Here is a 23,364-nt window from a genome sequence, read left to right as displayed (position 1 = left end):
GACACTGGACCGGTGAGCCTGGGATCGAAGAAGAACAGCGGACAGCACGAAGCCGACGGGGCGGTACTCGTGCTGGGCGGGCGCAGCGAGATCGGTCTCGAGATCGCGACCCGGCTGGCGCCCGGCCGCACGATCGTTCTGGCGGCGCGCCGCAGCGGGGACCTCGTCGCGGAACGGCAAGCGTTGCTCGACGCCGGTGCCTCGGGGGTCGAGTGTGTGGAATTCGACGCCGACGACCTCGAGAGCCACGAGGACCTTCTCCGGTCCGTCGTGACGACGCACGGTCCCGTGTCGGTAACGATCCTCGCGTTCGGGATTCTCGGCGATCAGGCGCGCGCCGAGCGAGACGCACGACATGCCGTGGCGGTGGTACACACCGATTACGTCGCACAGATCAACGTGCTGACTCATCTGGCCACCCTGCTCCGCGCCCAGGGGTCGGGACGCATCGTCGTGTTCTCCTCTGTCGCCGGGGTCCGCGTGCGGCGGGCCAACTATGTGTACGGGTCCGCGAAAGCTGGACTCGACGGATTCGCGTCCGGGCTCGGGGATGCGCTCCACGGCAGCGGTGTCGCCCTCATGCTGGTCCGGCCGGGTTTCGTCATCGGCCGGATGACGGAGGGAATGTCCGCGGCACCGATGTCGAGCACACCCGCACAGGTGGCGGACGCCGTCGTCCGCGGACTCCGGCGGGGGTCGGCCCGGGTGTGGGTGCCCGGACGACTGCGGCCGGTGTTCTTCGTCATGCGGCTTCTGCCGCAGGCACTGTGGCGCCGGATGCCGCGATGAGTGATGTCGTCGCCGTGGTCGGTATCGGCGCGGACGGCTGGGACGGGTTGTCGCCGCGCGGGCAACGGGAAATCCGGGAAGCCGACGTGCTCATGGGGTCGGACCGGCAACTCGCGCTGATCCCCGAGTCCACCGCGCTGCGCGTTGCGTGGCCGTCGCCGCTGGTGCCGGCGCTCGGTGGGCTGTTGGCCACGCATGCCGGCCGGAGGGTGTGCGTACTCGCGAGTGGCGACCCGATGTTCCACGGCATCGGGGTGACACTGGTCGAGCTGCTGGGTTCGGAGCGGGTGCGCGTCGTCAGCCATCCGTCGTCGGCGACGCTCGCCTGCGCCCGGATGGGCTGGCCGGCGCACGACACCCCCGTGATCAGCCTGGTGAACCGGGCGCCGGAAACGGTGCTGCCAACCCTGCACGATCACGCGCGGATTCTGGTGCTCAGCCGCGACGAACACACCCCGGCCGTGGTGGCCGCACTGCTGAAAGGACACGGGTTCGGGGACTCGCGTCTCAGCGTGCTCGGCGAGCTGGGCGGGCCCGGCGAGTCCCGGGTCGACGGAACGGCCTCGGCGTGGAACCACGACGCCTGCGCCCGGCTGAACGTGATAGCCGTGGACTGCCGCGCGAGCGCTGGAGGCCCGCGGCTGACCAGGCTTCCCGGCCTCGCCGACTCGGCGTACTCGGGTGACGGGCAGATGACCAAGCACGAGATCCGGGCACTGACGCTGTGTGCCCTGGCGCCTGCTCCCGGAGAAGTTCTCTGGGATGTGGGCGGTGGGTCGGGCACGATCGCGATCGAGTGGATGCGCACCCATCCCCGGTGCCGGGCGGTCACGTTCGAGCGTGACCCCGAGCGCGTCGCCCAGATCGAGACGAACGCCGCGGCACTGGGTGTGCCCGCCCTTGCCGTTCACGGTGCCGCGCCCGGGGCGTTCGGTGACCTAAGGGAACAGGAGGGGCGCGTTCCGGACGCGATCTTCGTCGGAGGCGGGCTCACCCAGGACGGACTGTTCGAAGAGTGCTGGTCGCGGCTCCGCGACGGCGGCCGACTGGTTGCCAACGCCGTGACGGCGGAATCGGAGGCGCTGCTGGTGCAGTGGTTCTCCGAGCACGGTGGGCAACTCCGTAAGTTTCAGGTGTATCGCGGCCAACCGCTCGGCGGATTCACCGCCTGGCGTCCGCAGTTGCCGGTCGCGCAGTGGTCGGTGTCGAAGCAGGCGAAAGGTGACTCAGCATGACGGTCTACTTCATCGGGGCCGGCCCGGGAGCGGCGGATCTCGTCACCGTGCGGGCACAGCGCATCATTGCGGCCAGCCCGGTGTGCCTCTATGCGGGAAGTCTCGTCCCCGCGGAGTTGCTCGCCGAATGCCCCGAAGGCGCACGGGTCATCGATACGGCCCGGCTGAGCCTCGACGAGATCGTCGCTCTTCTGCTCGACGCCGACGCCGCCGGTCACGATGTCGCGCGGTTGCATTCGGGGGATCCCTCGATCTTCAGCGCGGTCGCCGAGCAGGCGCGCAGGCTCGACGCCGCGGGAGTCGCCTACGCCATCGTGCCCGGCGTTCCCGCGTTCACCGCTGCGGCGGCCTCGCTCGGGCGAGAACTGACGGTGCCCGGCGTGTCTCAGTCGATCGTGCTGACCCGGGTGTCCACGTTGTCCACCGCCATGCCGGAGGGGGAAGATCTGCGTTCGCTGGGACGCAGCGGCGCCACCCTCGTCGTCCATCTCGGTGCGCATCGCATCGATCAGATCGCCCTGGAACTGACTGAGAACTACGGGCCGGACTGCCCGGCCGCCGTCGTCGCCTTCGCGTCACGACCCGACGAGATCGTGTTGCGCGGCACCCTCGCCACCATCGCGGACCAGGTGAAAACCGCCGGTGTCACCAAGACTGCTGTCGTGATCGTCGGCAAAGTTCTTGCCGCCGAAGGGTTCCCGGACAGCTACCTGTACTCGGCTGCCCGCGAGCGCACCACCCACTGACCGTGCAGCGGATATTGATCCTCGGGGGCACCGGGGAGGCGAGGTCGCTGGCAGCAGCGTTGGCCGAGGATCCGGCCATCGACACCGTGTCGTCCCTCGCCGGGCGGGTTCGGGATCCGCGGATCCCGGCCGGTGTGGTGCGGATCGGCGGATTCGGTGGTGAAGGCGGACTCGCGGAGTGGTTGCAGCACAATCGCGTCGACGCGATTGTCGATGCCACCCACCCATTCGCCGCACGGATGACCGAGAACGCTGCCGAGGCGGCCCGGCGTTGCCGGATCCCCCTGGTCGTGTTGCGACGGCCCGAGTGGACACCCACCCCGGGCGACGACTGGCGCCCCGCCCGGGACCTGGCGGCCGCGGCCGCACTTCTTCCCGACCTCGGAGCGCGCATCTTCCTCACCGTCGGACGGCAGGGTGTCGGGGCGTTCGCCGACCTTCCTGCACTGCGGTTCCTCGTTCGCGCGATCGATCCACCGGCAGTCGACCTGCCCGCGCGCTCGACTCTGCTGCTCGCCCGTGGACCGTTCACCGTGTCGGCCGAAATCGCTCTCATGCAGAGGCACCAGATCGACGTACTCGTCACGAAGAACAGCGGTGGTGACCAGACCGCCGCGAAACTCCACGCGGCGCGCGACCTCGGAATTCCCGTGGTCATGATCGACCGACCACCGTTACCTCGCGCGAGCGCGACAGTAGGCGATGTCGCGGGAGCGCTCGACTGGATCCGCTCCGATCGGTAGACCCGAGCAGATCTTCAGCACGCGACGGCGGGTGCGTCCTCCGACAACGGTTTTCCCTCCGGTTCGGTGTAGAACGCCAACAGGACCAGCGGAACCTGACCCAGATTGGAACCGATGTGTACGTGGTCACGTCCGGAGTTTTCGGTGATCGCTTGCCCGGCGGTGGTTACCACTGTCGTGCAGTCGTCCAGAGTCCTTGTGAGAACGCCTGATTCGACGAGGGCGTACACCGGCCCGTCGTGGTAGTGCCACCCCGTGGTGCCGCCGGGGGCGATCTCGATGCGGCGCAGGGTGAGATGGGTGGCACCGGTCTCCGCGGAACCGGTCATGGCGGGCACGGTTGTTTCGAAGAGGATTTGCGCCGTCACGCCGGACGAGGGGGTGGCCTGCGCGGGGGAGGGAAGAAGCACTGCCAGGGCTACACAGGTCAACGCAGCCAGACTCGGTTTGACGGACATCGCCACCACCTCTCGGGGCACGGAAGTGCCCGAACACCCCAGCCTACGGTTGAGGGGGTGACCCGCGGGCCCGTTTCGGGATCGGATACTTCGGGCCCATTTTCGCCTCCCGCGCCCACCACTGCGGGTTACAGTCGGAACGGTTTTTCCTTCGTCAGCAGGGTGGGATCACGATGAACATGGTGAAGAAGACAGTAGCGTCGGCCCTCGTTGCGGGGGCGTTGACCATGGGAGCGGGTACGGCGCACGCCGATCCGGTGGAACCGAGCGGTGTCGTGCCCGCTCAGGCTGTTCCCTTCCGGCACGAGGTCGACAAGCAGAAAGCCCTCGAGAACATGCTCAACGAACTCGGCGTCGGCTGGGCCAACGGCGGCGCTGCGGGGACGGCGATCGGCGCCCTCATCGGTCTCGGGGTGGGGTGTGTGTCGATGTTCCCCGGTAGCCTCGCCGGTTGCATGATCGGGACGCCCATCGGTGCCATCACGGGCGCCATCGTGGGTATCGGTAACGGAAATCCCAGGGCGCAGCAGGCCATTCAGGAGTACATCACCACGCCGTAGGGGTCGGCGGTGGCCCGGACGGGTGGCTGTCCGGGTCACCCACGCCCACGCAGTGCGTCGATGACGGGCGCGAACACCTCCATATAGGGGTCGTGCACGGTGATGTACGAGAAGCCGTACCGTTCGCGGTGCCGCTCGAGTTGTTCGACCATCTCCTCCACAGTTCCGAGGAGCAGGTACGGGGTGTCGAGCACGTCCTCGGCAGTCATGTTTGCGGCCATCCGCTCGGCGATGCTCTGCGCCGCGGATTGTCGGTCGTCTGTCTCGACGACCATCTGTACCAGCAGGTGCCACTCGATACCGTCAGCCCGGCCTCCGGCGTGTTTGCGCACGAATCGGATTCGTTCGTCGGTTTCGCTGGCGGTGGCGAGCCGGAACGTTCCGGGCGGCTTACCGGGAATCTGGAACGTGCCCGCCACTCCGACCGTGTCCGCATGTGCCGCAGCGATGCGCAGCACCCGATCGCCCGTGCCGCCGATCAACAGGGGAGGCCCCGACCCTTCGAAGCCGGACCGCTGCAGTGGCCGCGGGGTGTCGCGCTCCTCGGGGAGTTCGTCGAAATCGTTGGTGAAGAACGTGTGCAGGCCGTCGACCATGGTCGCCAACTGTTCGACACGCCCACCGAACGGCTTCCACTCGATGCCGGCGGCGTCGAATTCCCACTTCATGTGTCCGGCGCCGAGACCGATCTCGAGCCGGCCGTCGGTGAGGACGTCGGTGGTCGCGATCTCCCGGGCGAGGAGGGCCGCGTTCCAGAACGGAGCATTGAGTACCAGAGTGCCGACCCGCTGTCGGGTGGCATCGGCGATGGCGACCAGCATCGGAAACGGTGCCGGTGCGCCGAGGTGGTCGGCGGCGAGCACGACGTCGTAGCCCAGTTCGGCGCTGCGGCGACATCGATCGATCAGCGCGTCGCGGGAACCGACATCGAGGATGTTGAAGGAGAACCGGAAATCGCGCATGACCTTCACGATGCCTGATCGGCGGGACAGTGCGCAGGAAATCCGGCACCACTGTCGAGATGCGAGGGTAACGATATTTTCGTGGCGAACGACCTAACGGCACAGAACTGTCGTGTCCCCGCCACGTGAAGGAGCTCTCGTGCAGAAGAAGTCCGTTCGGCGAACCGCAGCACTCGCCGGCCTCATGGCCGCACCCCTCGTCCTCGGCTCCACCGTCGGTGTAGGCACCGCCGGTGCCGACCCCTGGCACGTCGGACCCGTCTACCGCGCGGAGACCTCCGGTGAAGGTGCCGAGTACTTCTGCAACAAGGCGGCAGCGCTCGAGCAGACCACCGGTTACATCATCATCCCGTGCACCCTCGATACCGCGACGGACGTCTGGTATCGCGTGGTCGTCAACCCGGTCAACTGGGCTTTCGAAATCTGAACTGTGACGAGCGGGGCCTGCGCACCCGACGAAGCGGCACCCTCGAGCGCCGGGCACACTCCGCTTCGGCGAGTGTGCCCGGCGCCGGTTCTCGGCAGACTGACGGGCAGGGCAGAGCGCAGAGCGATATGCGTATCGGATCGTTTCCGACACCGTCGGTCGAGGTTGCGATCGCCCGGAGCTGGTTGCTGGTTCCCGCTGCCGTCACCGAGATTTTGACCGGCCAGCACGGTCGGGAGCCGACTGCCTCGTCGTCGACAGGAGTCGGTCACTCGGGTGGTCACCCCTCAGCTGTCCCGGGTCCATGACATTCTGCGACGTTCGGCGCATTTCGCGGTGTACTAGACCGTCGACGGTGGGCATCACCCGGCCGGTGCTGCGGTGGATCCGCTTCACGGGGCGGTGAGCGCTCCGATGACCGCGCTCGTGGTTTCCGCGACGGCCTCGTTGTTCGGTTGGGCTGCTTCCTGATTCGTCGAACTGTCGGTCAGGATGACGAGAACCAGAGGGTTGCCTTCCGGGTCCCACACCACGCCGGCATCGTTGGCGGTGCCGAAGCGTCCGGTCCCGGTCTTGTCGGCGGCGGACCAGCCCGGCGGCAATCCTGCGCGGATTCGTGTGTCGGAGGTGGTGCTGGCGCGCATCCAGTCGAGGAGTTGCTGCCGGTGCGCGGGCTCGAGTTCGTCGCCGAGGAGTAGTGCCCGGTAGCCCTCGGCGAGGCCGTTCGTCGTGGACGTGTCGCGGGGATCGCCGCGGAGCGCGGTGTTCAGTTCGGTTTCCCAGCGATCGAGTCGGGTGGTGTCGTCCCCGATGTCGCGGGCGAGGGAGGTGATGGCCTGCGGGCCGCCGATTTCGGTGAGCAGTAGGTTTCCGGCCGTGTTGTCGCTGCGGGTGAGGGCCGCTTCGGCGAGCTGTGCCAGTGTCATCGATGTGCCCACGGCCGCTGAGGTGACAGGTGAATTCTCCACGAGGTCAGCGGCATCGACGGGAACGGTCTTGTCGAGTGACGACGTGCCGGCACTCGTGCGGCGGAGTACCTCCGCGGCGGCGTACGTCTTGAACGTCGAGCACAGGGCGAACCGTTCGTCACCCCGATGCCGGTACACCGCGCCGGTGGCGGGATCGAGAGCCGTGACTCCGATCCGGGTCGAGTACCGCGCCTCCAGCGCACCGATGCTCGAGTCGAGGAAGGCGAACTGCTCCGCCGAGACCGCCTGCGGGGCGGAGGGTGCCGGCGTGGTGGGAGCGGCGGATTCGGCGATGTCCGTGCAGGCACCGAGCAGCAAAGGAAGTGCGAGCGCGAGGGCGTAGGCGCTGCGAGGAAGTCGAGTGGGTCGTGGTCGGGTCATGCACACAATCTCCGGCCCGACGTCCACGAACGCAAAGACGTGGCCGCCGCCCCACCGAGTCGTCTTCGATATCACCGCAGGTAGACAGCCGTCCGGAGAGGACCATTTTCGTGGACGCATCGAGTCGCGGCTGTCGCCGCTGGTTCAATGGTGGGCATGGATCTTCTCCGCCACCTCAGTTTCTTTGTCGCCGTTGCGGAAGAGGGTCATTTCGGGAACGCCGCCACCCGACTGGGGATGACGCAACCGCCGCTGTCGCAAGGTGTGCGGCGGCTCGAACAGCGGCTCGGCACCGAGCTCGTGTCCCGCAGCGCCCGCGGTGTCGGGCTGACGGAGGCGGGGCGTCATCTGTTGCCGCGGGCGCGACTTCTCGTCAGCGATGCCGCCCGGTTCGAGGACGAGGCGCACCGCATTGCCGGCGGAAGCGATGCGGTGGTGCGGTGGGGCGTGACCTCGGCGTTGGGTGACGATGTGGTGGTGCGGTGTGTCCGCGTCCTCCGCGACGCGGACCGTGCGCAGCCCACGCGGGTGGTGACGCGAACAGCAGCAACGAGCGAGTTGGTGGAAGAGGTGCGGGGCGGCAGTCTCGAGCTGGCCGTGATCGAACATCCCGCACTGCTCACCGGGCTCGGCAGTGGGCCCGTCCTGAAAATTAGGCGTTGGGTGGTGGTTCCGGACGATCACCCCGCAGCGACTGCTCGGCAGCCTCAGGTCCGTATGCTGCGCGGGCTGACGCTGTCGACCGGTCCGCGCTCGGACAACCCGCCGGCACACGATCTTTTCGTCGACCTGTGGCGGGTCCGCGGCCTCGACCCGGACGTCGTGGTCGCGTCGGGCCCACGGGAGGTGCTCGCTCACGTGGCGGCCGGCGGGTGTTTCGGGGTGACAACGTCTCCTCCGACGGACATGCCGGGAGTGGCCTGGATCGACCTTGCACGGGACGACTTGGCCCTCCGTGTGCGCATTGTCTGGCGGTCGGGCAGCGACGTCGCCGCCTCTGCCGGCGCACTCGACCGAGTGCTGTTCAAGGGCAGGCGATGACTCCTTCTGCCGAGAAACGGATCCGTGACGTCTTCGCCGACGCCGGCTGCATCGGCTGGCTTCATGCGCGGCGCATCGGTACGCCGGGTGGCGGCGCCAGCTCTCCGGACATCTCCGTGGACGGTGACGATCTGGTCGTCACCGCGTCGGTGTACAAACTTCCGCTCCTGGTCGCGCTCTGCCGCGCCTTCGATGCGGGCACTCTGTCGCCGACGGCGACGGTGCGCGTCAACCCGGCGGACTGCACACCGGGACCGACCGGGGTGTCGATGTTCCGCGATCCCGTCGTGATGAGCTGGCGGGATCTGGCGCTGTCGATGATGACCGTCTCCGACAACGCCGCGGCCGATCTCGTCCTCGGCGGTGTCGGGCTCGACGGCATCGAAAAGGTTCTCGCCGATCTGTGCCTGACGCGGACGCGCGTCGTCGGCGGGACGGCGGACTCCCATCGGAAACTCGTGATCGACTCCCGCGCGCACACCACCGCGGAAGCGTTCGCCGCACTCGCCGACAACGACGATGCGTGGACGGTGTCGGCCTACGACCCGTCGTACGCGAGTGCCACCACCCCGCGTGAGATGACGGCGCTGCTCGACGCGATCTGGACGGACCGGGCAGTGTCGCCGGTGCAGGGGAACTTCATCAGACAGGTGATGGCGGCGCAGGTGTGGCAACACCGCATCCGCTCGGGGTTTCCCTATGCCGACGTCACGGTGGCGGGGAAGACCGGGACCATCGGGGCGATCCGCAACGAGGCGGCCGTCGTTACCTTCCCCGGTGAGATCCCGGTCGCGGTGGCCGTGTTCACCCGGGCCGCGCGGGCGGATCCCCTGCTGCCCGTGGTGGATCAGGCGATCGGCCGCGCCGCCCAGATCGCGGTGTCCGAACTCCGGTCCGGACGCATCCATTGAGCCGCAGTGCACGCTGACGCGCGACGAGGCACAGTGAAGAAGTGACACTTCGAGTGGTCGTCCCGGAGTTGTGCTCGGAGGTGTCGGGGGTCATCGAGGCGCTCGACGCGGCGCCGACGACCTCCCTGCACCCCGGGTTGCTCCACGGGAACGGCTTTACCGCCTTCGTGAAGTCTCCCGACGAACTGCACGGCGCCGTGACCCTGCACGGGCGTCTCGAGGCCGACTACGGTGCACTCCTGCCCACGCCGGCCCGGGTGCGTGGCATCATTCGCCGCCGTCAGCTGATCACCCAGACACGACCCCGCGATCCGGACGGACGGCACCGGTCCGCCGGTACCTACGCGTTGAGCGACATGCCCGACGGCAAGGCGTCGTTCGACACGGGTCTCGTCCCGAAACGCCCGGATCCGTCGTCACCGTTCGCGGGCACCGGCTGGATGTCGATGGCGCCGCCCGACAACGGTCCGTGGGTATCGGAACGTGGGGTACTGGTCGCACTCGAGCCGCTCAGCCAGGGTAGCGGCGCGGAGTGAAGACCCGGGTGCCGTGTGCGTTCTCGACGACGGTGGTCATCGAGGACCCGACGATGAGCAGGCACCGCATATCGATCTCGGTGGGGTCGAGATCGGCGAGTCGGACGACCCGCACCGATTCCTGCGCCCCGGCCACGTCGCGCCCGATGACCACGGGAGTGTCGGGGGAGCGGTGCTCGAGCACGAGGTCGCGCATCGCGGCCACCTGCCAGGTGCGCGATTTCGACGCCGGGTTGTAGACGGCGAACGCCATGTCGGCGCTCGCGACGGCGGAAATCCGTTGCGCCACGATGTCCCACGGCTTCAACCGGTCCGACAGGGACAGGACGGCGTAGTCGTGTCCGAGGGGAGCGCCGACACGGCTCGCCACCGCGTTGGCGGCGGTCATGCCCGGGAGCACGCGGACGCGAACGTCGCGCCACTGGTCCTCGGCGGCCACCTCGAGGACGGCGGCGGCCATGGCGAACACTCCTGGGTCACCCGACGACACCACGGCCACCCGGGCACCGTTCTTGGCCAGGTCGAGTGCCATCGCGGCGCGTTCGGCTTCGACGCGGTTGTCGCTCGAATGCCGGCGCTGACCGGGTCGTTCGGGCAGCCTGTCGATGTATGGTCCGTACCCCACGACGTCGGTGGCAAGGGACAACTCGTACTGCACCTCCGGGGTGGTCCAGGCCTGATCGCCGGGGCCCAGGCCGACGACGACGAGCTCGCCCGTGGATGCCGCGGTGGGTGGGCGACTGTTGGACGGGCTCGGGACCACGGCGATCGAGAAGTAGGGCACGTCGCTGTCGGACACTTCGTCCGCGGAGGCGATCCGTTCGCGGTCGGTGCTGGCCCGCTCCACATACCAGGCCTCGTCGATGCGGCCGGAATCCTTCAGCGCCTGCCGGACCGCCGGATAGGTGCGGCCGAGCTTGAGGATTGCGGCGGCGTCGGTCTCGCGCAGGCGTCGGGTCAGTTCCGCCTGCGGCAGCGTGCCGGGCAGGACGGTGAGCACTTCCTCGCCCTCGACGAGTGGCATGGCCAGTGCGGCGGAGGCGGCGCTGACGGCCGTGACACCGGGAATCACCTCGGCGTCGAACCGCTGCGCCAACCTCTTGTGCATGTGCATGTACGAGCTGTAGAACAGCGGATCACCCGCGGCGAGCAGCGCGACCGACCGACCGGCCTCGAGATGCGCGGCGAGCCGCGCCGAGGCTTCCTCGTAGAACTCGTCCATCGCCCCCTGATACCCGCCGGGATGATCGATCGTCTCGGTGGTGACGGGGTAGACGAGGTGCTCTTCGATCTGGTCCTCGCGCATGTATGGAGCGGCGACTCCGCGGGAGATGCTCTTACCGTGCCGGGCGCTGTGAAACGCGACCACGTCTGCCTCGGCGATCACCCGCGCCGCCTTGACCGTCACCAATTCGGGATCGCCCGGACCGATACCGACTCCCCAGAGCTTGCCGGGCGCACCCGCGTCAGTGCTCATTCCACTTCGCTCGCAATCGCATTCAGGGCGGCCGCCGTGATGGCGCTGCCACCCCGCCTGCCGCGGACCACCAGGTGCTCGAGCCCACTCGGATGCTCGATCAGTGCTTCCTTCGATTCGGCCGCACCGATGAAACCGACCGGGCCACCGATCACGGCAGCGGGCCGAGGCGCGCCCGACTCGATCATATGGAGCAGGTAGAACAGGGCGGTGGGGGCGTTCCCGATCGCGACGACGGCGCCGTCGAGCTTGCTGCCCCACAATTCCAGCGCGGCAGCCGACCGGGTGTTCCCGATCTGCGCGGCCAGCACGGGCACCCGGGGGTCGCGGAGAGTGCACACCACCTCGTTGTCCGCGGGCAGCCGCTTGCGGGTGACGCCGGCCGCCACCATCTGTGCATCGCAGAGGATCGGTGCACCGTTCGCGAGGGCCTCACGCGCGGCTTTGACGACACCGGGGGTGAACGCGACGTCGTCCACCAGATCGACCTGCCCGCTCGCGTGGATCATGCGGACCACGGCCTGCGAGACGTCCTCCGGAAAAGCGCTGAGATCTGCTTCGGCGCGAATCGTGGCGAAGGACTGGCGGTAGATTTCCGCGCCGTCTCGGATGTACTCGATCATGGCCTCACGATAGAGGCAGTGCCGTCAGGGGTTGTCGACCCGGTAACCGGTGCCGGTCGCAACGACATCGGTCACCTCACCCTTGGGGCGCCCGCAACAGCGGTCGCAACCCGACCAGTGTTGCCTCCCGGGGGCGGGGAGTTCGCCACCGAGGACCGCGTCGCGAGCGTCGGTGCGCACGTCGGCGAGCGCCTTCTCGCATCCCGGCCGGCCCGTGCACGCGCTGACGAGCAGCCAGGGGGAGTTTTCGTCGAAGATCAGGCCCATCGGTGCGAGGACGCGGACCACCTGCTCGGCGGACCACTCGTCGAGATCGCACAGCAGCACCGACCTCCACGGGGTGACGATCACCGGTTTCTCCACCGCGGCCAGGAACTCCGCCATCCGAGATTCGAGGATGCCGAATGCGAGGCCGCCACCGAGCGTGACAGTGCCGTCCGGCTGATCCAGCCACCCGATCGGGGGCCGGTGCTCGGCGTACCCGGTCACCGGTTCCGCGGTGGGCTGGAGGGTGAGCGCGGTGAGTGTCCGTTCGATCCCGTCGTCGATCTCGGACAGCCGCCACTGCCCCCCGCGTAGACCGAGGAAGGTGCGGGCCGCGTCGAGCAGCACGTCGACCGACTGGGCGACCGAGATCCGGGCACCGCTGTCGCACCCGGCCAGCACCAGCGCCACCTCGGTCTCGTTCACTGCGTGCACTCCGAAATCGCCGCCGAGAGCGGACACGTCACCGCGGCCGTCGTCGAGGGTGAAGAGGACGCGGCCGGGCAGTTCGGCCAGCGCGCTGTCGGCGCACAACCGGCGGTCGAGTTCGTCGACCAGATCCCGCAGGTCGGCGACGCCACCGATGCGGCCTGTCAACGGTGAGGCGAGGATGTTGCGGACCCGTTCGTGGGTGTGCGACGGCAACAGGCCGGTGTCTGCGAGTCGCCGCGCGAACTCCGCGGGATCGTCGACGGCGCGAAGCTGCACGTTGCCGCGGGAGGTCAGTTCGATCTCCCCGTTACCGAGGTCGCGTGCCGATTCCGCGAGGACCTGCAGCTGCGCCGGCGTGAGGACACCACCGGGCAGTCGCACGCGGGCGAGCGGGCCGTCGGCGGCCTGATGGACCTGCAGCGCGCCCGGGCAGGCGTCGGGGCGGGAACGTGGGGCGACCATGGTCCCAGGTTACGTCGGCCGCCCGGTAGCATCACGACCACTTGCGGCAGCAGGAGAGGAAGCCGGTGTAATTCCGGTGCGGTCGCGCCACTGTGAGCTCGCCGAACCCGGTGGGCGAGCCAGACCCTCACCTGTCGTCCTGTTGACCCACGGTTCCGAAGCCGACCTGGTTTTCGGTGAACCACCGCCACGGGGCGCGACACCCCAGGAAGGCTCCACCTGTGATCCTGCTGCTCTCCACCTCCGACACCGACCTGCTCAGCGCACGTGCCAGCGGAGCGGACTACCGCTGGGCCAACCCGGCACGGTTGCTGATCGAGGAGGATCTGCCGGCCCTGCTCGCGGGCGCCGACCTCGTCGTGGTCCGGATTCTCGGTGGTCGCCGGGCGTGGGAAGACGGGCTCGACGCCGTGTTGGCCAGTGGCCGGCCGGTGGTGGTGCTGGGCGGTGAGCATGCCCCCGACGCCGAGTTGATGGAGTGCTCGACGGTGACCGCCGGGGTCGCCGCGGAGGCGCACAACTATCTGGCCGAGGGCGGAGCCGACAACCTCGCCCAACTGCATCACTTCCTGTCCGACACCGTCCTGCTGACCGGTCACGGCTTCGAGGCGCCGGTCCACCTGCCCAGCTGGGGCCTGGCACCGTTCGCCGTCGAGGGCGATGCGCAGCGCCCCACCATCGCCGTGCTCTACTACCGCGCCCAGCACCTGGCCGGGAACACCCGCTACATCGAGGCGCTGTGCGCCGCGATCGATGCGGCCGGGGGCAACCCGCTGCCGATCTACTGCGCGTCGCTACGCACCGCCGAGCCCGAGCTGCTGCAGACGCTGCGCCGCGCCGACGCCATGGTGGTCACCGTGCTGGCCGCCGGTGGCACCAAGCCGGCCGGAGCGTCCGCCGGCGGTGACGACGAGGCATGGGATGTCGCCGCGCTCGCCGCACTGGACGTGCCGATCCTGCAGGGTCTATGCCTGACGAGCAGCCGGGAGTCGTGGGCGTCCAACGATGACGGACTCTCCCCGCTCGACGTCGCGACCCAGGTCGCAGTGCCCGAGTTCGACGGACGCCTCATCACGGTGCCGTTCTCGTTCAAAGAGATCGACGCGGACGGGCTGTCCACGTATGTCCCCGATGCGGAACGCGCATCCCGGGTGGCCGGCATCGCCGTCCGGCACGCCCGCCTGCGCCACATTCCCGCATCCGAGCGCCGGATCGCTCTGATGCTGTCGGCGTACCCCACGAAGCACGCCCGCATCGGCAACGCCGTCGGTCTCGACACCCCGGCCAGCGCGATCCGGTTGCTCACCGAGATGCGCGCGGCCGGATACGACCTCGGAGCGGAGGACGGCCCGGACGCGGTGCCCGGCCTCGCCGCGCAGGACGGGGACGCGCTCATTCACGCGCTGATCGCCGCGGGCGGTCAGGACCCCGACTGGTTGACCGCCGAGCAACTCGAGGGCAACCCGATCCGCATCTCGGCCGCCCGCTACCGCGAGTGGTTCTCGGCGCTGCCCGCCGATCTGCGCGAGGGCGTCGAGGAACACTGGGGCCCGGCACCGGGAGAGCTGTACGTCGACCGGTCTCAGGACCCAGACGGTGAAATCGTCATCGCGGCAATGCAGTTCGGAAATCTGGTACTGATGGTGCAGCCGCCCCGCGGATTCGGGGAGAAGCCGGTCGCGATCTATCACGATCCGGACCTGCCGCCGAGCCACCACTACCTCGCCGCCTACCGCTGGATCGCCGCGCACCCCGGAGACGGGGGTTTCGGCGCCGACGCCGTGGTCCATCTGGGCAAGCACGGCAACCTCGAATGGCTGCCCGGTAAGACGCTCGGCATGTCGGCCTCGTGCGGCACCGACGCTGCACTCGGCGATCTCCCGCTCATCTACCCGTTCCTCGTCAACGACCCCGGCGAGGGGACGCAGGCCAAGCGCCGCGCCCACGCGACACTCGTCGATCACCTGATTCCGCCGATGGCCCGCGCCGAGAGCTACGGCGACATCTCCCGGCTCGAGCAGCTCCTGGACGAGCACTCCAACATCTCCGCCCTGGACCCGTCGAAGCTGCCGGCCATCCGCCAGCAGATCTGGACGCTGATGCGGGCCGCCAAGATGGACCACGACCTCGGGCTCGAGGAACGACCCGACGAAGACGTCTTCGACGACATGCTGCTGCACGTCGACGGCTGGCTGTGCGAGATCAAGGACGTCCAGATCCGGGACGGGCTGCACGTGCTGGGGCAGGCGCCCCGCGGCGACGCCGAGGCGGAGTTGATTCTCGCCATGCTCCGTGCCCGACAGATGTGGGGCGGCGAGCAGAATGTTCCCGGTTTGCGGGAGGCCCTCGGACTCAGCGAGGACGGCGACGAATCGCGCACCCGCGTGGACGACGTCGAGGCCCAGGCCCACGCGCTCGTGCGGGGCATGGCCGACGCCGATTGGCGGCCCGAAGCAGCCGACACGCTGACCGACGACGCCACGGTCGCGAAGATCCTGCGCTTCGCCGCCACCGAGGTCGTGCCGCGACTGCGGGAAACCGACAACGAGATCGCGCAGGTGCTCCACGCCCTGGACGGTGGTTTCATCGCCGCCGGGCCGAGCGGGTCGCCGCTGCGGGGGCTCATCAACGTGCTTCCGACGGGCCGCAACTTCTACTCCGTCGACCCGAAGGCCGTACCGTCCCGGCTCGCCTGGGAGACCGGCCAGGCGATGGCCGAATCGTTGCTGGACCGCTACAAGTCCGATCACGGCGAGTGGCCGCGCTCGGTGGGTCTGTCCGTGTGGGGCACGTCCGCGATGCGCACCTCCGGCGACGACATCGCGGAGGTCTTCGCGCTGCTCGGTGTGCGGCCGGTGTGGGACGAGGCCAGCCGGCGGGTGGTGAACCTCGAGGTGATCGACCTCGCGGAACTGGGCCGCCCGCGCATCGACGTGACCGTGCGGATCAGCGGCTTCTTCCGCGACGCGTTCCCGCACGTGCTGGCGTTGCTCGACGACGCCGTCCGGCTCGTTGCCGCGCTGGACGAACCCGCGGAGAGCAACTTCGTGCGCGCGCACGCGCAAGCCGATCTGGCGGACCACGGTGACGAGCGGCGCGCGACCACCCGCATCTTCGGTTCGAAACCCGGAACCTACGGCGCCGGACTGCTGCAGCTGATCGACTCCAAGAGCTGGCGCGGCGACGCCGATCTCGCCGAGGTGTACACCACCTGGGGCGGTTTCGCCTACGGACGCGGACTCGACGGCGCCCCCGCCGCCGACGACATGCGTGCGGCGTACCGGCGAATCACCGTGGCCGCGAAGAACACCGACACCCGCGAGCACGACATCGCCGATGCCGACGACTATTTCCAGTATCACGGTGGCATGGTCGCGACGGTGCGCGCGCTCACCGGGACGTCACCGGAGGCGTACATCGGTGACAGCACCCGACCCGACTCGGTGCGCACCCGCACCTTGTCGGAGGAGACGTCCCGCGTCTTCCGCGCGCGGGTGGTTAACCCGCGCTGGCTCGAGGCGATGCGCCGGCACGGGTACAAGGGTGCATTCGAGATGGCCGCCACCGTCGACTACCTGTTCGGTTATGACGCCACCACCAACGTCGTGGCCGACTGGATGTACGAGAAGCTGGCCGAGTCGTATGTCCTCGACGAGCAGAACCGCAAATTCATGGAGAAGTCGAACCCGTGGGCGCTGCACGGTATTGCCGAGCGGCTGCTCGAGGCCGCCGAGCGAGACATGTGGGAGCGCCCCGAACAAGGCACCCTCGACGGGCTCCGGCAGGTGTACCTCGAGACCGAGGGTGAACTCGAGGGCGACTGAGACGGCGCTCGCGCGGGCTAGCATGGGCCGGGTGACCACAGAATTCGATCGGGTGTCGGCCGCCAAGTATGTTCTGCTCACCACCTTTCGCCAGGACGGCTCCCCGGTGGCTACGCCACTGTGGGCGGCCCCCGACGGGGGCCGGTTACTGATGTGGACGGTCACCGACTCCTACAAGGTGAAACGAATCCGCCGCAACCCGGAGGTCACGGTGGCGGTGTGCGATGTCCGGGGCAAGCCGAAGGGCCCGGAAGTCCCGGGGCGGGCGGTCGTCCTCGACGCCGCGGACACTGATCGTGCGCGCGACGTCATTGCCCGCAAGTACGGGATCCTCGGGTGGGTCTCGATGAAGCTCAGCCTGCTTCGGCGAGGCAGAACGGGCACGATCGGGCTCGCCGTGACCGCGGGCGACCGGTAGCAGCGGCCACCCGCGCCGACGAGTGCGGCGAGGGGGCCGGCATCGCAACCACATCGGAATGGCTGCTCGACCGGCCTCTCGGAGCGGGCGCACGGAAGCCGCGCACGACAGGGTGGTGGCTCGGCCACCTAAGGTGTTCGATTGACCCACTCCGGGGTGGTGGTGGTCGATCCCGTCGCCCGCAACGATTGAGCAGGTGCGCCGTGGAATGTCTCGATCTGCTCATTCGCTCTTCCTCGAGCCGAGGGACGGCGCCCGATGAGCCGTCGTGCGATGATCGCGGCTGCCCTCTCGGCGGCCGTGCTGGTTGTTGCGGTGACGGCTTCTGTCGAGTGGCAGATGTGCCGGACCACCTTCGGCCCAACGGAATTGGCGTTGTTCCTGATGGTGGGCGGGGTGTTCGTGGCGGCGGGTCTGGTCGCGGGCTGTTACCGGCCGGCGGACACTCTGGGGCGGCTGCTCGTGGCGGCCGGGTTGCTCTGGTTGGTGAAAGGCTTTCGGCTGTCGACGGTCCCGGCTTTGTTCACCGCCGGCACGGTATTGACCAACATGTATATACCGGTGCTGATCCAGCTGGTGTTCAGTTTTCCCTGGGGGCGGTTGCACCACCGGTGGGAGCGCCGGTTCATTGGCGGGTGTTACGGGTACTACGCGGTATCCGTCATCTGCGAGCTGGCCTTCCTCGACACCCGCCGCGTCAACTCCGCTCATCCACCGGGATTGAACCTTCTCCTGGTACGGGACGACCCGACCATTTTCGCAGCGATGCAGGTCGTCTTCGGTGTCGGGGGAATGGCCATCGGTCTGGTTCTGATCGGTGTGCTGCTTGCGCGGTGGCGTTCGGGTACGCGAGCTTACCGGGCCGCCGTGGCACCGCTCTGCTGCGCCGCCCTGCTCGGAACTGCCGCCACCGCATGGACGCCGCTCGCGTCGGTCTGGGTGCACAGTCCACAACAGGCGTGGACCCTGCTTCTGCGGTACCCCTCGACCGCGCTGATCCCGCTCGCCGTATTGGTGGGGCTGTGGCGATACAGAGTCACGCGTGCCGCGGTGCGCAACCTGTCCGTCGACATCGGCGCCACCCCCTTCGGTGAGGGCTTCGTCGACGCCCTGCGCGAGGCGCTCCGGGACCCCAGCCTGGCGTTGTGGTCATATTCCCGCGTCCACGACGGATATGTGGATGCGCAGGGACTACGCCAGGTCCTTCCGCGCAGAAACGATGCCCGGGAAGCGACCGCTCTCATCCACGAAGGCGTTCTGATGGGCGCGCTGGTGTACGACAAGGCGGTCGCCGATCAGCCGCGGCTTCTCGCGGCTGTGCGCACCGCCACCACCCGGGCGCTCGACACTCGGCGACAGCGAGGTGGCCCATGCGCCGAACGCCATGGCACTCGATCCGGCGGGTAGCGGCGCCGCCGGTCGACGATCGGCCAGCTCCACCAGCATTCTCGCGGCTCGCTGCACGCTCACATGGTGGTGCCGGGACACATCCAGTAGTTCCTCGAATGCTTCGGCATCGCCGTACCCGCGGCTGGCGATGAGAATGCGCTTCGCCGCGGCGAGGATCTCACCGGGACCAGGCAGAGCTCGCGAAGTAGTGGCTTCCGGGGTGGGACGCAGGCATAGGGGAGTGCTCATACAGCGGCAACTGACAGGGCGGTCGCCAGAAGAACGATCGATCCCACTGCTGCTCCGACCAGCAGCGAGCCGGTGATGGCGCCGCTGCCCACACCCGAGACGAGGCAGACGAATCCGGCAAGAGCCACGTTCCCGAAGTCGGCTTTCGCCGCGACGATCGATCGACGCGACTCGGGGGTCAGCGAGTCGTGTTCGAGGGCACTGGAGTGCATACAACCTCCTGGGCAGAGTACGAGGGACAGAACTCGGCGCACGCCGAATACGCGGCAAGCCACCTGAGTTGTGGTCCCCTTCTCTGGAGACCGAAATGTGACGTCTCCCGCCCCTTCAGTGGTGAGTGAGAAATGTCATAACGAGGACGTCTGGACCTTTATAGCGTAAACGGGCACCAGATGTCATCTGGACAATCGTTCAGACAATGAACTTGCCGTTTCGGTTCGCAGCGGCCGGAATGAACATCACCAGTGTTCACGAGCACGCGCCCGAGTTCGGGGCGGCCACGGTGCTGGACAGGCGGACGAGGAGCCCCGTGCGAAGGACCGGCCGGCCAATGCCCGCCTGCGGAGCGGGGGAGTGGGCGGTCTCTTCCGGGAACGACGAGCGCCCCTGAGTTACGACGCCTGACTCACCGAGGACATGTGGAAGTCGGGGATCCGTAACGGCGGCATGGCCGTTCGGGTGAACCAGTCCTTCCATTCGCGCGGAAGCGTGCGCTCGGTGGCCCCGGCTTGGGAGACCCTGCGGAGCAAGTCGAGGGGGCTCTCGTTGAAACGGAAGTTGTTCACGGCGCCGGTCACCTTCCCGTTCTCGACGAGGTAGACACCGTCGCGGGTCAGTCCGGTCAGCAGCAGGGTGGCCGGGTCGACCTCGCGGATGTACCACAGAGTGGTCAGGAGCAGCCCGCGTTCGGTCTCGGCCACCATCTGATCGAGTGACAGCGATCCGCCCGCGTCGAGGATCAGGTTGTCCCCGGGCACCGTGACCTCGGCGCCGAACTCCCGGGCCGCTGCGCGGGGATAGGCGAGGGCGTGGACGGAGCCCTCGCGCACCCAGTCGACGCGCCCCGCGTCCAGTCCGTTGTCGAACACCGACACCGACTCGGACGAGGATCGGATGGCGACGAAGGGGGCGTACTCCAGGCCCAGTGCGGCGGGATCGGACGTGAGCGTGAGTGGTAGTGCGGAGAGGCGTTCGCCGATTCGTGTGCCGCCGGGCGCCGACAGTGCCGAATGGCCTTCCTCCGCGGCCCGCCCCTCCATGGTCCACATGAGGTAGATCATCAGATCTGCCACGGCGGACGGCGGAAGCAGAGTCTCGTACCGGCCGGCGGGTAGTTCCACCCGGGTGCTCGCCCAGTCGAGGCGAGTCGATAGTTCTTCGAGCATCTTCGTGCCGGGGACGTCGGTGAAATCCTTGGTGCTCGTGCCCACCCATGCGCTGGCGTCGCCGCGTTTGGCGTTGATCTCGACGGACCCGGTGGGCTGGACGAATCGGCGCCGGATTCCGGTGGACGTCCCGAGCCAGGTGGTGTGCAGCTGGTGATGGGCGAAGCCGTAGAGCTGATCGCTGCCGTCGAAGCCCATCGCGAGATCTTGGGCGAGGTGCTCGAACGCGCCGATCTCGGTGCCTGCGGCCTTCTCCTCCCACCGCGGGTCGGTGTCGGCCGCCGCGAGCAGGGGCATAGCGTCGGAGGCGGATCCGGCTGCGCGAGCGGCGGATTCGGCGGAACGGACGACGCCGTCGATGTCCGCGGCATCGACGGAGGCGGAGGTGACGATTCCGACTTTCGCCTCGTCACCGTCCCGGACGATGGAGACGACGGTCCAGCTGCGTGACGTCGACAGGCCGTTGGTGGTCATCGAGTTGCCGGCCCACCGCAGGGCCGCCTCGCTGGCGTCGGTCACGAGGACGATGGTGTCGTCCACGGTGGCGCGGGCGAGAACCTGCTCGACGAGTTGCTGCGGGGCGATCATCGGGCACCTTCCGTCCGGGTGTTCAGTACGTTGACGCCGCGGAACAACGCGGACGGGCAGCCGTGGCTGACGGCCGCGACCTGACCGGGTTGCGCCTTGCCGCAATTGAATGCGCCGCCCAGCTGCCAGGTAGAACGTCCACCGAGCGCCTCCAACGACCCCCAGAAGTCGGTGGTGGTCGCCTGATACGCGACGTCGCGGACCTGCCCGTGGATCTTGCCGCCGCGAATGCGGTAGAACCGCTGGCCGGTGAACTGGAAGTTGTACCGTTGCATGTCGATCGACCAGGACTTGTCGCCGACCACGTAGATGCCGTCCTCCACGCCGGCGATGAGGTCTGCGGTGCTGCGGTCGGTGTCCGGGTCGGGCTGCAGCGACACGTTCGCCATGCGCTGGATGGGAACGTGGTGGGGAGAGTCGGCGTACGAGCACCCGTTGGATCGGTTGAGCCCCAGGCGAGGCGCAAACGCCCGATCGAGTTGGTAGCCCACCAGGACACCGTTCGCCACGAGATCCCAGGACTGCGTTTCGACGCCCTCGTCGTCGTATCCGATGGTGGCCAGACCGTGGGGCACCGTCCGGTCCGCGGTGACGTGCATGATGGGGGTTCCGTACTGCAAGGTGCCGAGCTTGTCGGGTGTGGCGAACGAGGTGCCCGCATAGGCGGCTTCGTAGCCGATGGCCCGGTCGTATTCGGTGGCGTGCCCGATGGACTCGTGGATAGTCAACCACAGGTTGGTCGGGTCGATCACCAGGTCGGTGGGTCCGGCCACCACGGTCGGAGCCTTCACCTTCTCTGCCAGCATTTCCGGGATCTCGGCGAGTTCGGTGGCCCAGTTCCACGTGCTGTCGGATCGGACGTACTCCCAGCCGCGGCCGACCGGGGGAGCGAGCGTGCGCATGGTCTCGAACACCCCTGCCGACTGGTCGACGGCGGTGGCCTCGAGGTGCGGGTGCAGGCGTACCCGCTGCTGGACGATGGAGGAGCCGGCCAGGTCGGCGTAGAACGTCTGCTCCTTCACCTGAAGGCAATCGGCGGTGACGTGGTCGACACCGTCGGACGCGAGTAACCGGCGGGAGTACTCCCCGAGCAGTGAGATCTTCTCTGCGGTAGGCACTTCGAACGGGTCCACCTCGTACTCCGACACCCACTCGGCATCGGTGTACACCGGTTCGTCGGCGAGTTCGACGTGTTCACGGTTGAGTCCGCGCAACGCCCTGGCCACGGCGACCGCCTGCTCGGCCGTCGCGGCGGCGGTGGCCGGGGTCAGTTCCGCATGGGAGGCGAACCCCCATGTCCCCTCCACCACCACACGGACCGCGAAACCCACCTCGTTGGTGTCGACCGCCGCCTGAACTTTGCCGTCGCGCAGCCGGAGAGACTGGCTGGTCAGTCGGTGAACCCGCAGATCGGCGTGCGACGCGCCCGCAGCGCGTGCGGCCCCGAGTGCGGCGTCCGCCAGCACACGCAGAGGGAGGGCAAGAAATTCCGGATCAACCTGTCGTGGAGCCGTCACGGGGACCACCGTAGTCGGAAACTCAGCCGAACTGTTGCCAACCCAGCCGGAGCACCATACCGATGACCACCACCAGCAGGGTGATGCGGACGAATCCAGCGCCCTTGCTCAGCGCCATGCGCGATCCGACGATCGCGCCCAGCACATTGCAGACCGCCATACCGAGGCCCAGCGCCCACAACACGTTTCCACTGGCCGCGAAGAACACCAGCGCGCCCAGGTTGGAACCGAGATTGATCACCTTCGCCATCGCGGCGCTGCGCACGAACTCGGTGCCGAGGAAGGTTGCGAAGGTGATGATGAGGAAGGTTCCGGTGCCGGGGCCGAACAGCCCGTCGTAGAACCCGAGCAGCCCGGCGGCCAACAACACGACGGCGATCATCTTCCGTTGCGTCGGAGGATCCTTCGCCAGGGTGACGCCGAGTTGCGGCCGTGCGGTCACGAACACGGCGACCCCGACGAGAACCACCATGATCAGCGGGATGAAGACGTCCTTGTCGATGCGGGTGACCGTGGCTGCGCCGAGCGCGGACGTCGCCGCGGCGAGGAGACCGGCCGGAATCAGCAGCCGCCAGTTCATCCGGACACGCCGCGCGAAGGTGACGACGGCCGCGAACGTGCCGGTGACTGCGGTCAGCTTGTTGGTGCCCAGCGCGGCCTGTGGCGTCAGATGTGGGGCGACCAGAAACAGCGCCGGTATGAGGATCAGTCCGCCGCCGCCGACCACGGCATCGACCCACCCTGCGGCTGTCGCGGCGGTCAGCAGCAGGGCCCAGTCGCTGACGGTCATCGCCGGGTCGCTGCCGCGGACAGGGGAGGCGAGCTCTTGCGGACTTGCGATCGTCGGGGCACGGCTCACCATAGTAGGAGCGGGGGAAGACCCCGACTGCGCGGGCGAGCGCCGGCCGTTTCCGGTCGCGCCGGTGACCAGGTCGGTGGACACGAGCATCGCGCCACCATCGCCGCCAGCTCGGTCCTC

The 23,364-nt window shown here is 68.4% G+C and carries 22 protein-coding genes and 1 riboswitch; of the genes, 12 read left to right on the top strand and 10 right to left on the bottom strand.

Annotated features, from left to right (window positions below; translation table 11 throughout):
- Positions 1-12: 12 nt before the first annotated feature.
- Genes dprE2 through NOF53_RS12885 form a run of 4 tightly spaced genes read left to right on the top strand, consistent with a single transcriptional unit; the run spans position 13 to position 3,513 of the window.
- Positions 13-789, top strand: a complete 777-nt coding sequence (dprE2, locus tag NOF53_RS12900; protein ID WP_255968814.1) for a decaprenylphospho-beta-D-erythro-pentofuranosid-2-ulose 2-reductase — start codon at positions 13-15, stop codon at positions 787-789.
- Positions 786-2,024 carry a precorrin-6y C5,15-methyltransferase (decarboxylating) subunit CbiE gene (gene cbiE / locus NOF53_RS12895; protein ID WP_255968812.1) on the top strand — a complete coding sequence of 413 codons (1,239 nt, stop codon included), beginning with the start codon at positions 786-788 and terminating at the stop codon, positions 2,022-2,024. The genes dprE2 and cbiE overlap by 4 nt, the downstream gene beginning before the upstream one ends.
- Positions 2,021-2,770 (top strand): precorrin-4 C(11)-methyltransferase, encoded by a 750-nt coding sequence (gene cobM / locus NOF53_RS12890; RefSeq protein WP_255968810.1) that lies wholly within the window; start codon positions 2,021-2,023, stop codon positions 2,768-2,770. Before cbiE ends, cobM begins: the two co-directional genes overlap by 4 nt.
- 2 nt (positions 2,771-2,772) lie before the next feature.
- Positions 2,773-3,513, top strand: coding sequence for a cobalt-precorrin-6A reductase (locus NOF53_RS12885; RefSeq protein WP_255968807.1), 741 nt, complete (start codon positions 2,773-2,775; stop codon positions 3,511-3,513).
- A 14-nt stretch (positions 3,514-3,527) separates the two neighbouring features.
- Here the strand turns inward: NOF53_RS12885 and NOF53_RS12880 are convergent, their stop codons facing one another.
- On the bottom strand, positions 3,528-3,971 hold the full coding sequence (locus tag NOF53_RS12880) for a cupin domain-containing protein (protein ID WP_255968805.1): 444 nt from the start codon (positions 3,969-3,971) through the stop codon (positions 3,528-3,530).
- Positions 3,972-4,150: 179 nt separating this feature from the next.
- Between NOF53_RS12880 and NOF53_RS12875 the strand changes: the two genes are divergently transcribed.
- On the top strand, positions 4,151-4,531 hold the full coding sequence (locus NOF53_RS12875) for a hypothetical protein (protein WP_255968997.1): 381 nt from the start codon (positions 4,151-4,153) through the stop codon (positions 4,529-4,531).
- Positions 4,532-4,566: 35 nt separating this feature from the next.
- Here the strand turns inward: NOF53_RS12875 and NOF53_RS12870 are convergent, their stop codons facing one another.
- Positions 4,567-5,493 (bottom strand): LLM class F420-dependent oxidoreductase, encoded by a 927-nt coding sequence (locus NOF53_RS12870; protein ID WP_255968803.1) that lies wholly within the window; start codon positions 5,491-5,493, stop codon positions 4,567-4,569.
- A 139-nt stretch (positions 5,494-5,632) separates the two neighbouring features.
- Between NOF53_RS12870 and NOF53_RS12865 the strand changes: the two genes are divergently transcribed.
- Positions 5,633-5,920 (top strand): hypothetical protein, encoded by a 288-nt coding sequence (locus tag NOF53_RS12865; RefSeq protein WP_255968801.1) that lies wholly within the window; start codon positions 5,633-5,635, stop codon positions 5,918-5,920.
- A 392-nt stretch (positions 5,921-6,312) separates the two neighbouring features.
- On the opposite strand, the gene bla is transcribed toward NOF53_RS12865, so the two are convergent.
- Positions 6,313-7,269 (bottom strand): class A beta-lactamase, encoded by a 957-nt coding sequence (gene bla / locus NOF53_RS12860; RefSeq protein ID WP_255968799.1) that lies wholly within the window; start codon positions 7,267-7,269, stop codon positions 6,313-6,315.
- Positions 7,270-7,416: 147 nt separating this feature from the next.
- Between bla and NOF53_RS12855 the strand changes: the two genes are divergently transcribed.
- The 3 genes from NOF53_RS12855 to NOF53_RS12845 are packed head-to-tail and all read left to right on the top strand — an operon-like array spanning position 7,417 to position 9,757.
- Positions 7,417-8,310 (top strand): LysR family transcriptional regulator, encoded by an 894-nt coding sequence (locus NOF53_RS12855; protein ID WP_255968797.1) that lies wholly within the window; start codon positions 7,417-7,419, stop codon positions 8,308-8,310.
- Positions 8,307-9,221: a serine hydrolase gene (locus NOF53_RS12850; RefSeq protein ID WP_255968796.1), complete on the top strand. Its 915-nt coding sequence runs from the start codon at positions 8,307-8,309 to the stop codon at positions 9,219-9,221. The genes NOF53_RS12855 and NOF53_RS12850 overlap by 4 nt, the downstream gene beginning before the upstream one ends.
- Before the next feature lie 41 nt (positions 9,222-9,262).
- Positions 9,263-9,757, top strand: coding sequence for a hypothetical protein (locus NOF53_RS12845; RefSeq protein ID WP_255968794.1), 495 nt, complete (start codon positions 9,263-9,265; stop codon positions 9,755-9,757).
- Here NOF53_RS12845 and NOF53_RS12840 read toward each other — a convergent pair.
- From NOF53_RS12840 to cobG, 3 genes are read right to left on the bottom strand one after another with little or no spacing between them, the layout of a single operon-like run.
- On the bottom strand, positions 9,732-11,234 hold the full coding sequence (locus NOF53_RS12840; protein ID WP_255968792.1) for a precorrin-3B C(17)-methyltransferase: 1,503 nt from the start codon (positions 11,232-11,234) through the stop codon (positions 9,732-9,734). The two genes, NOF53_RS12845 and NOF53_RS12840, sit on opposite strands and share 26 nt — an antisense overlap.
- On the bottom strand, positions 11,231-11,857 hold the full coding sequence (locus tag NOF53_RS12835) for a precorrin-8X methylmutase (RefSeq protein WP_255968790.1): 627 nt from the start codon (positions 11,855-11,857) through the stop codon (positions 11,231-11,233). Before NOF53_RS12835 ends, NOF53_RS12840 begins: the two co-directional genes overlap by 4 nt.
- A 24-nt stretch (positions 11,858-11,881) precedes the next feature.
- Entirely contained in the window at positions 11,882-13,015 is a 1,134-nt protein-coding gene (cobG, locus tag NOF53_RS12830) for a precorrin-3B synthase (RefSeq protein ID WP_255968788.1), read from the bottom strand.
- A gap of 6 nt (positions 13,016-13,021) precedes the next feature.
- A riboswitch (cobalamin riboswitch) is annotated at positions 13,022-13,164 on the top strand.
- A gap of 72 nt (positions 13,165-13,236) precedes the next feature.
- Here cobG and cobN point away from each other — a divergent pair.
- From cobN to NOF53_RS12815, 3 genes are all read left to right on the top strand, one after another.
- Positions 13,237-16,839, top strand: coding sequence for a cobaltochelatase subunit CobN (gene cobN / locus NOF53_RS12825; protein WP_255968786.1), 3,603 nt, complete (start codon positions 13,237-13,239; stop codon positions 16,837-16,839).
- A gap of 22 nt (positions 16,840-16,861) precedes the next feature.
- Positions 16,862-17,257, top strand: a complete 396-nt coding sequence (locus NOF53_RS12820) for a PPOX class F420-dependent oxidoreductase (RefSeq protein ID WP_255968784.1) — start codon at positions 16,862-16,864, stop codon at positions 17,255-17,257.
- A gap of 258 nt (positions 17,258-17,515) precedes the next feature.
- Complete coding sequence (locus tag NOF53_RS12815; protein WP_255968782.1) at positions 17,516-18,664, top strand: hypothetical protein; 1,149 nt, start codon at positions 17,516-17,518, stop codon at positions 18,662-18,664.
- Between the two features lie 227 nt (positions 18,665-18,891).
- Here the strand turns inward: NOF53_RS12815 and NOF53_RS12805 are convergent, their stop codons facing one another.
- The 4 genes from NOF53_RS12805 to NOF53_RS12790 all read right to left on the bottom strand — a co-directional run bounded on the left by NOF53_RS12805 (position 18,892) and on the right by NOF53_RS12790 (position 23,175).
- On the bottom strand, positions 18,892-19,107 hold the full coding sequence (locus NOF53_RS12805; protein WP_255968781.1) for a hypothetical protein: 216 nt from the start codon (positions 19,105-19,107) through the stop codon (positions 18,892-18,894).
- Positions 19,108-19,506: 399 nt separating this feature from the next.
- Complete coding sequence (locus tag NOF53_RS12800; protein WP_255968779.1) at positions 19,507-20,868, bottom strand: metallopeptidase TldD-related protein; 1,362 nt, start codon at positions 20,866-20,868, stop codon at positions 19,507-19,509.
- Positions 20,865-22,385, bottom strand: coding sequence for a TldD/PmbA family protein (locus tag NOF53_RS12795; protein WP_255968777.1), 1,521 nt, complete (start codon positions 22,383-22,385; stop codon positions 20,865-20,867). The genes NOF53_RS12800 and NOF53_RS12795 overlap by 4 nt, the downstream gene beginning before the upstream one ends.
- Before the next feature lie 22 nt (positions 22,386-22,407).
- On the bottom strand, positions 22,408-23,175 hold the full coding sequence (locus NOF53_RS12790; protein WP_255968995.1) for a TSUP family transporter: 768 nt from the start codon (positions 23,173-23,175) through the stop codon (positions 22,408-22,410).
- Between the last annotated feature and the right edge of the window lie 189 nt (positions 23,176-23,364).

It is taken from the genome of Rhodococcus tibetensis, assembly GCF_024438035.1.
Taxonomy (GTDB): domain Bacteria; phylum Actinomycetota; class Actinomycetes; order Mycobacteriales; family Mycobacteriaceae; genus Rhodococcus_F; species Rhodococcus_F tibetensis.
Note: the sequence above shows the minus strand (reverse complement) of the source record. Positions and strands in the feature narration are given on the sequence as shown.

Excerpts from the sequence above, each read along its gene's own strand:
- cbiE (WP_255968812.1), top strand. The coding sequence starts at position 786 with ATGAGTGATGTCGTCGCCGTGGTCGGTATCGGCGCGGACGGCTGGGAC.
- cobM (WP_255968810.1), top strand. The coding sequence starts at position 2,021 with ATGACGGTCTACTTCATCGGGGCCGGCCCGGGAGCGGCGGATCTCGTC.
- NOF53_RS12880 (WP_255968805.1), bottom strand. The coding sequence starts at position 3,971 with ATGTCCGTCAAACCGAGTCTGGCTGCGTTGACCTGTGTAGCCCTGGCA.
- NOF53_RS12875 (WP_255968997.1), top strand. The coding sequence starts at position 4,151 with ATGGTGAAGAAGACAGTAGCGTCGGCCCTCGTTGCGGGGGCGTTGACC.
- NOF53_RS12870 (WP_255968803.1), bottom strand. The coding sequence starts at position 5,493 with ATGCGCGATTTCCGGTTCTCCTTCAACATCCTCGATGTCGGTTCCCGC.
- bla (WP_255968799.1), bottom strand. The coding sequence starts at position 7,269 with ATGACCCGACCACGACCCACTCGACTTCCTCGCAGCGCCTACGCCCTC.
- NOF53_RS12855 (WP_255968797.1), top strand. The coding sequence starts at position 7,417 with ATGGTGGGCATGGATCTTCTCCGCCACCTCAGTTTCTTTGTCGCCGTT.
- NOF53_RS12850 (WP_255968796.1), top strand. The coding sequence starts at position 8,307 with ATGACTCCTTCTGCCGAGAAACGGATCCGTGACGTCTTCGCCGACGCC.
- NOF53_RS12840 (WP_255968792.1), bottom strand. The coding sequence starts at position 11,234 with ATGAGCACTGACGCGGGTGCGCCCGGCAAGCTCTGGGGAGTCGGTATC.
- NOF53_RS12835 (WP_255968790.1), bottom strand. The coding sequence starts at position 11,857 with ATGATCGAGTACATCCGAGACGGCGCGGAAATCTACCGCCAGTCCTTC.
- cobG (WP_255968788.1), bottom strand. The coding sequence starts at position 13,015 with ATGGTCGCCCCACGTTCCCGCCCCGACGCCTGCCCGGGCGCGCTGCAG.
- NOF53_RS12820 (WP_255968784.1), top strand. The coding sequence starts at position 16,862 with ATGGGCCGGGTGACCACAGAATTCGATCGGGTGTCGGCCGCCAAGTAT.
- NOF53_RS12815 (WP_255968782.1), top strand. The coding sequence starts at position 17,516 with ATGAGCCGTCGTGCGATGATCGCGGCTGCCCTCTCGGCGGCCGTGCTG.
- NOF53_RS12805 (WP_255968781.1), bottom strand. The coding sequence starts at position 19,107 with ATGCACTCCAGTGCCCTCGAACACGACTCGCTGACCCCCGAGTCGCGT.
- NOF53_RS12800 (WP_255968779.1), bottom strand. The coding sequence starts at position 20,868 with ATGATCGCCCCGCAGCAACTCGTCGAGCAGGTTCTCGCCCGCGCCACC.
- NOF53_RS12790 (WP_255968995.1), bottom strand. The coding sequence starts at position 23,175 with ATGACCGTCAGCGACTGGGCCCTGCTGCTGACCGCCGCGACAGCCGCA.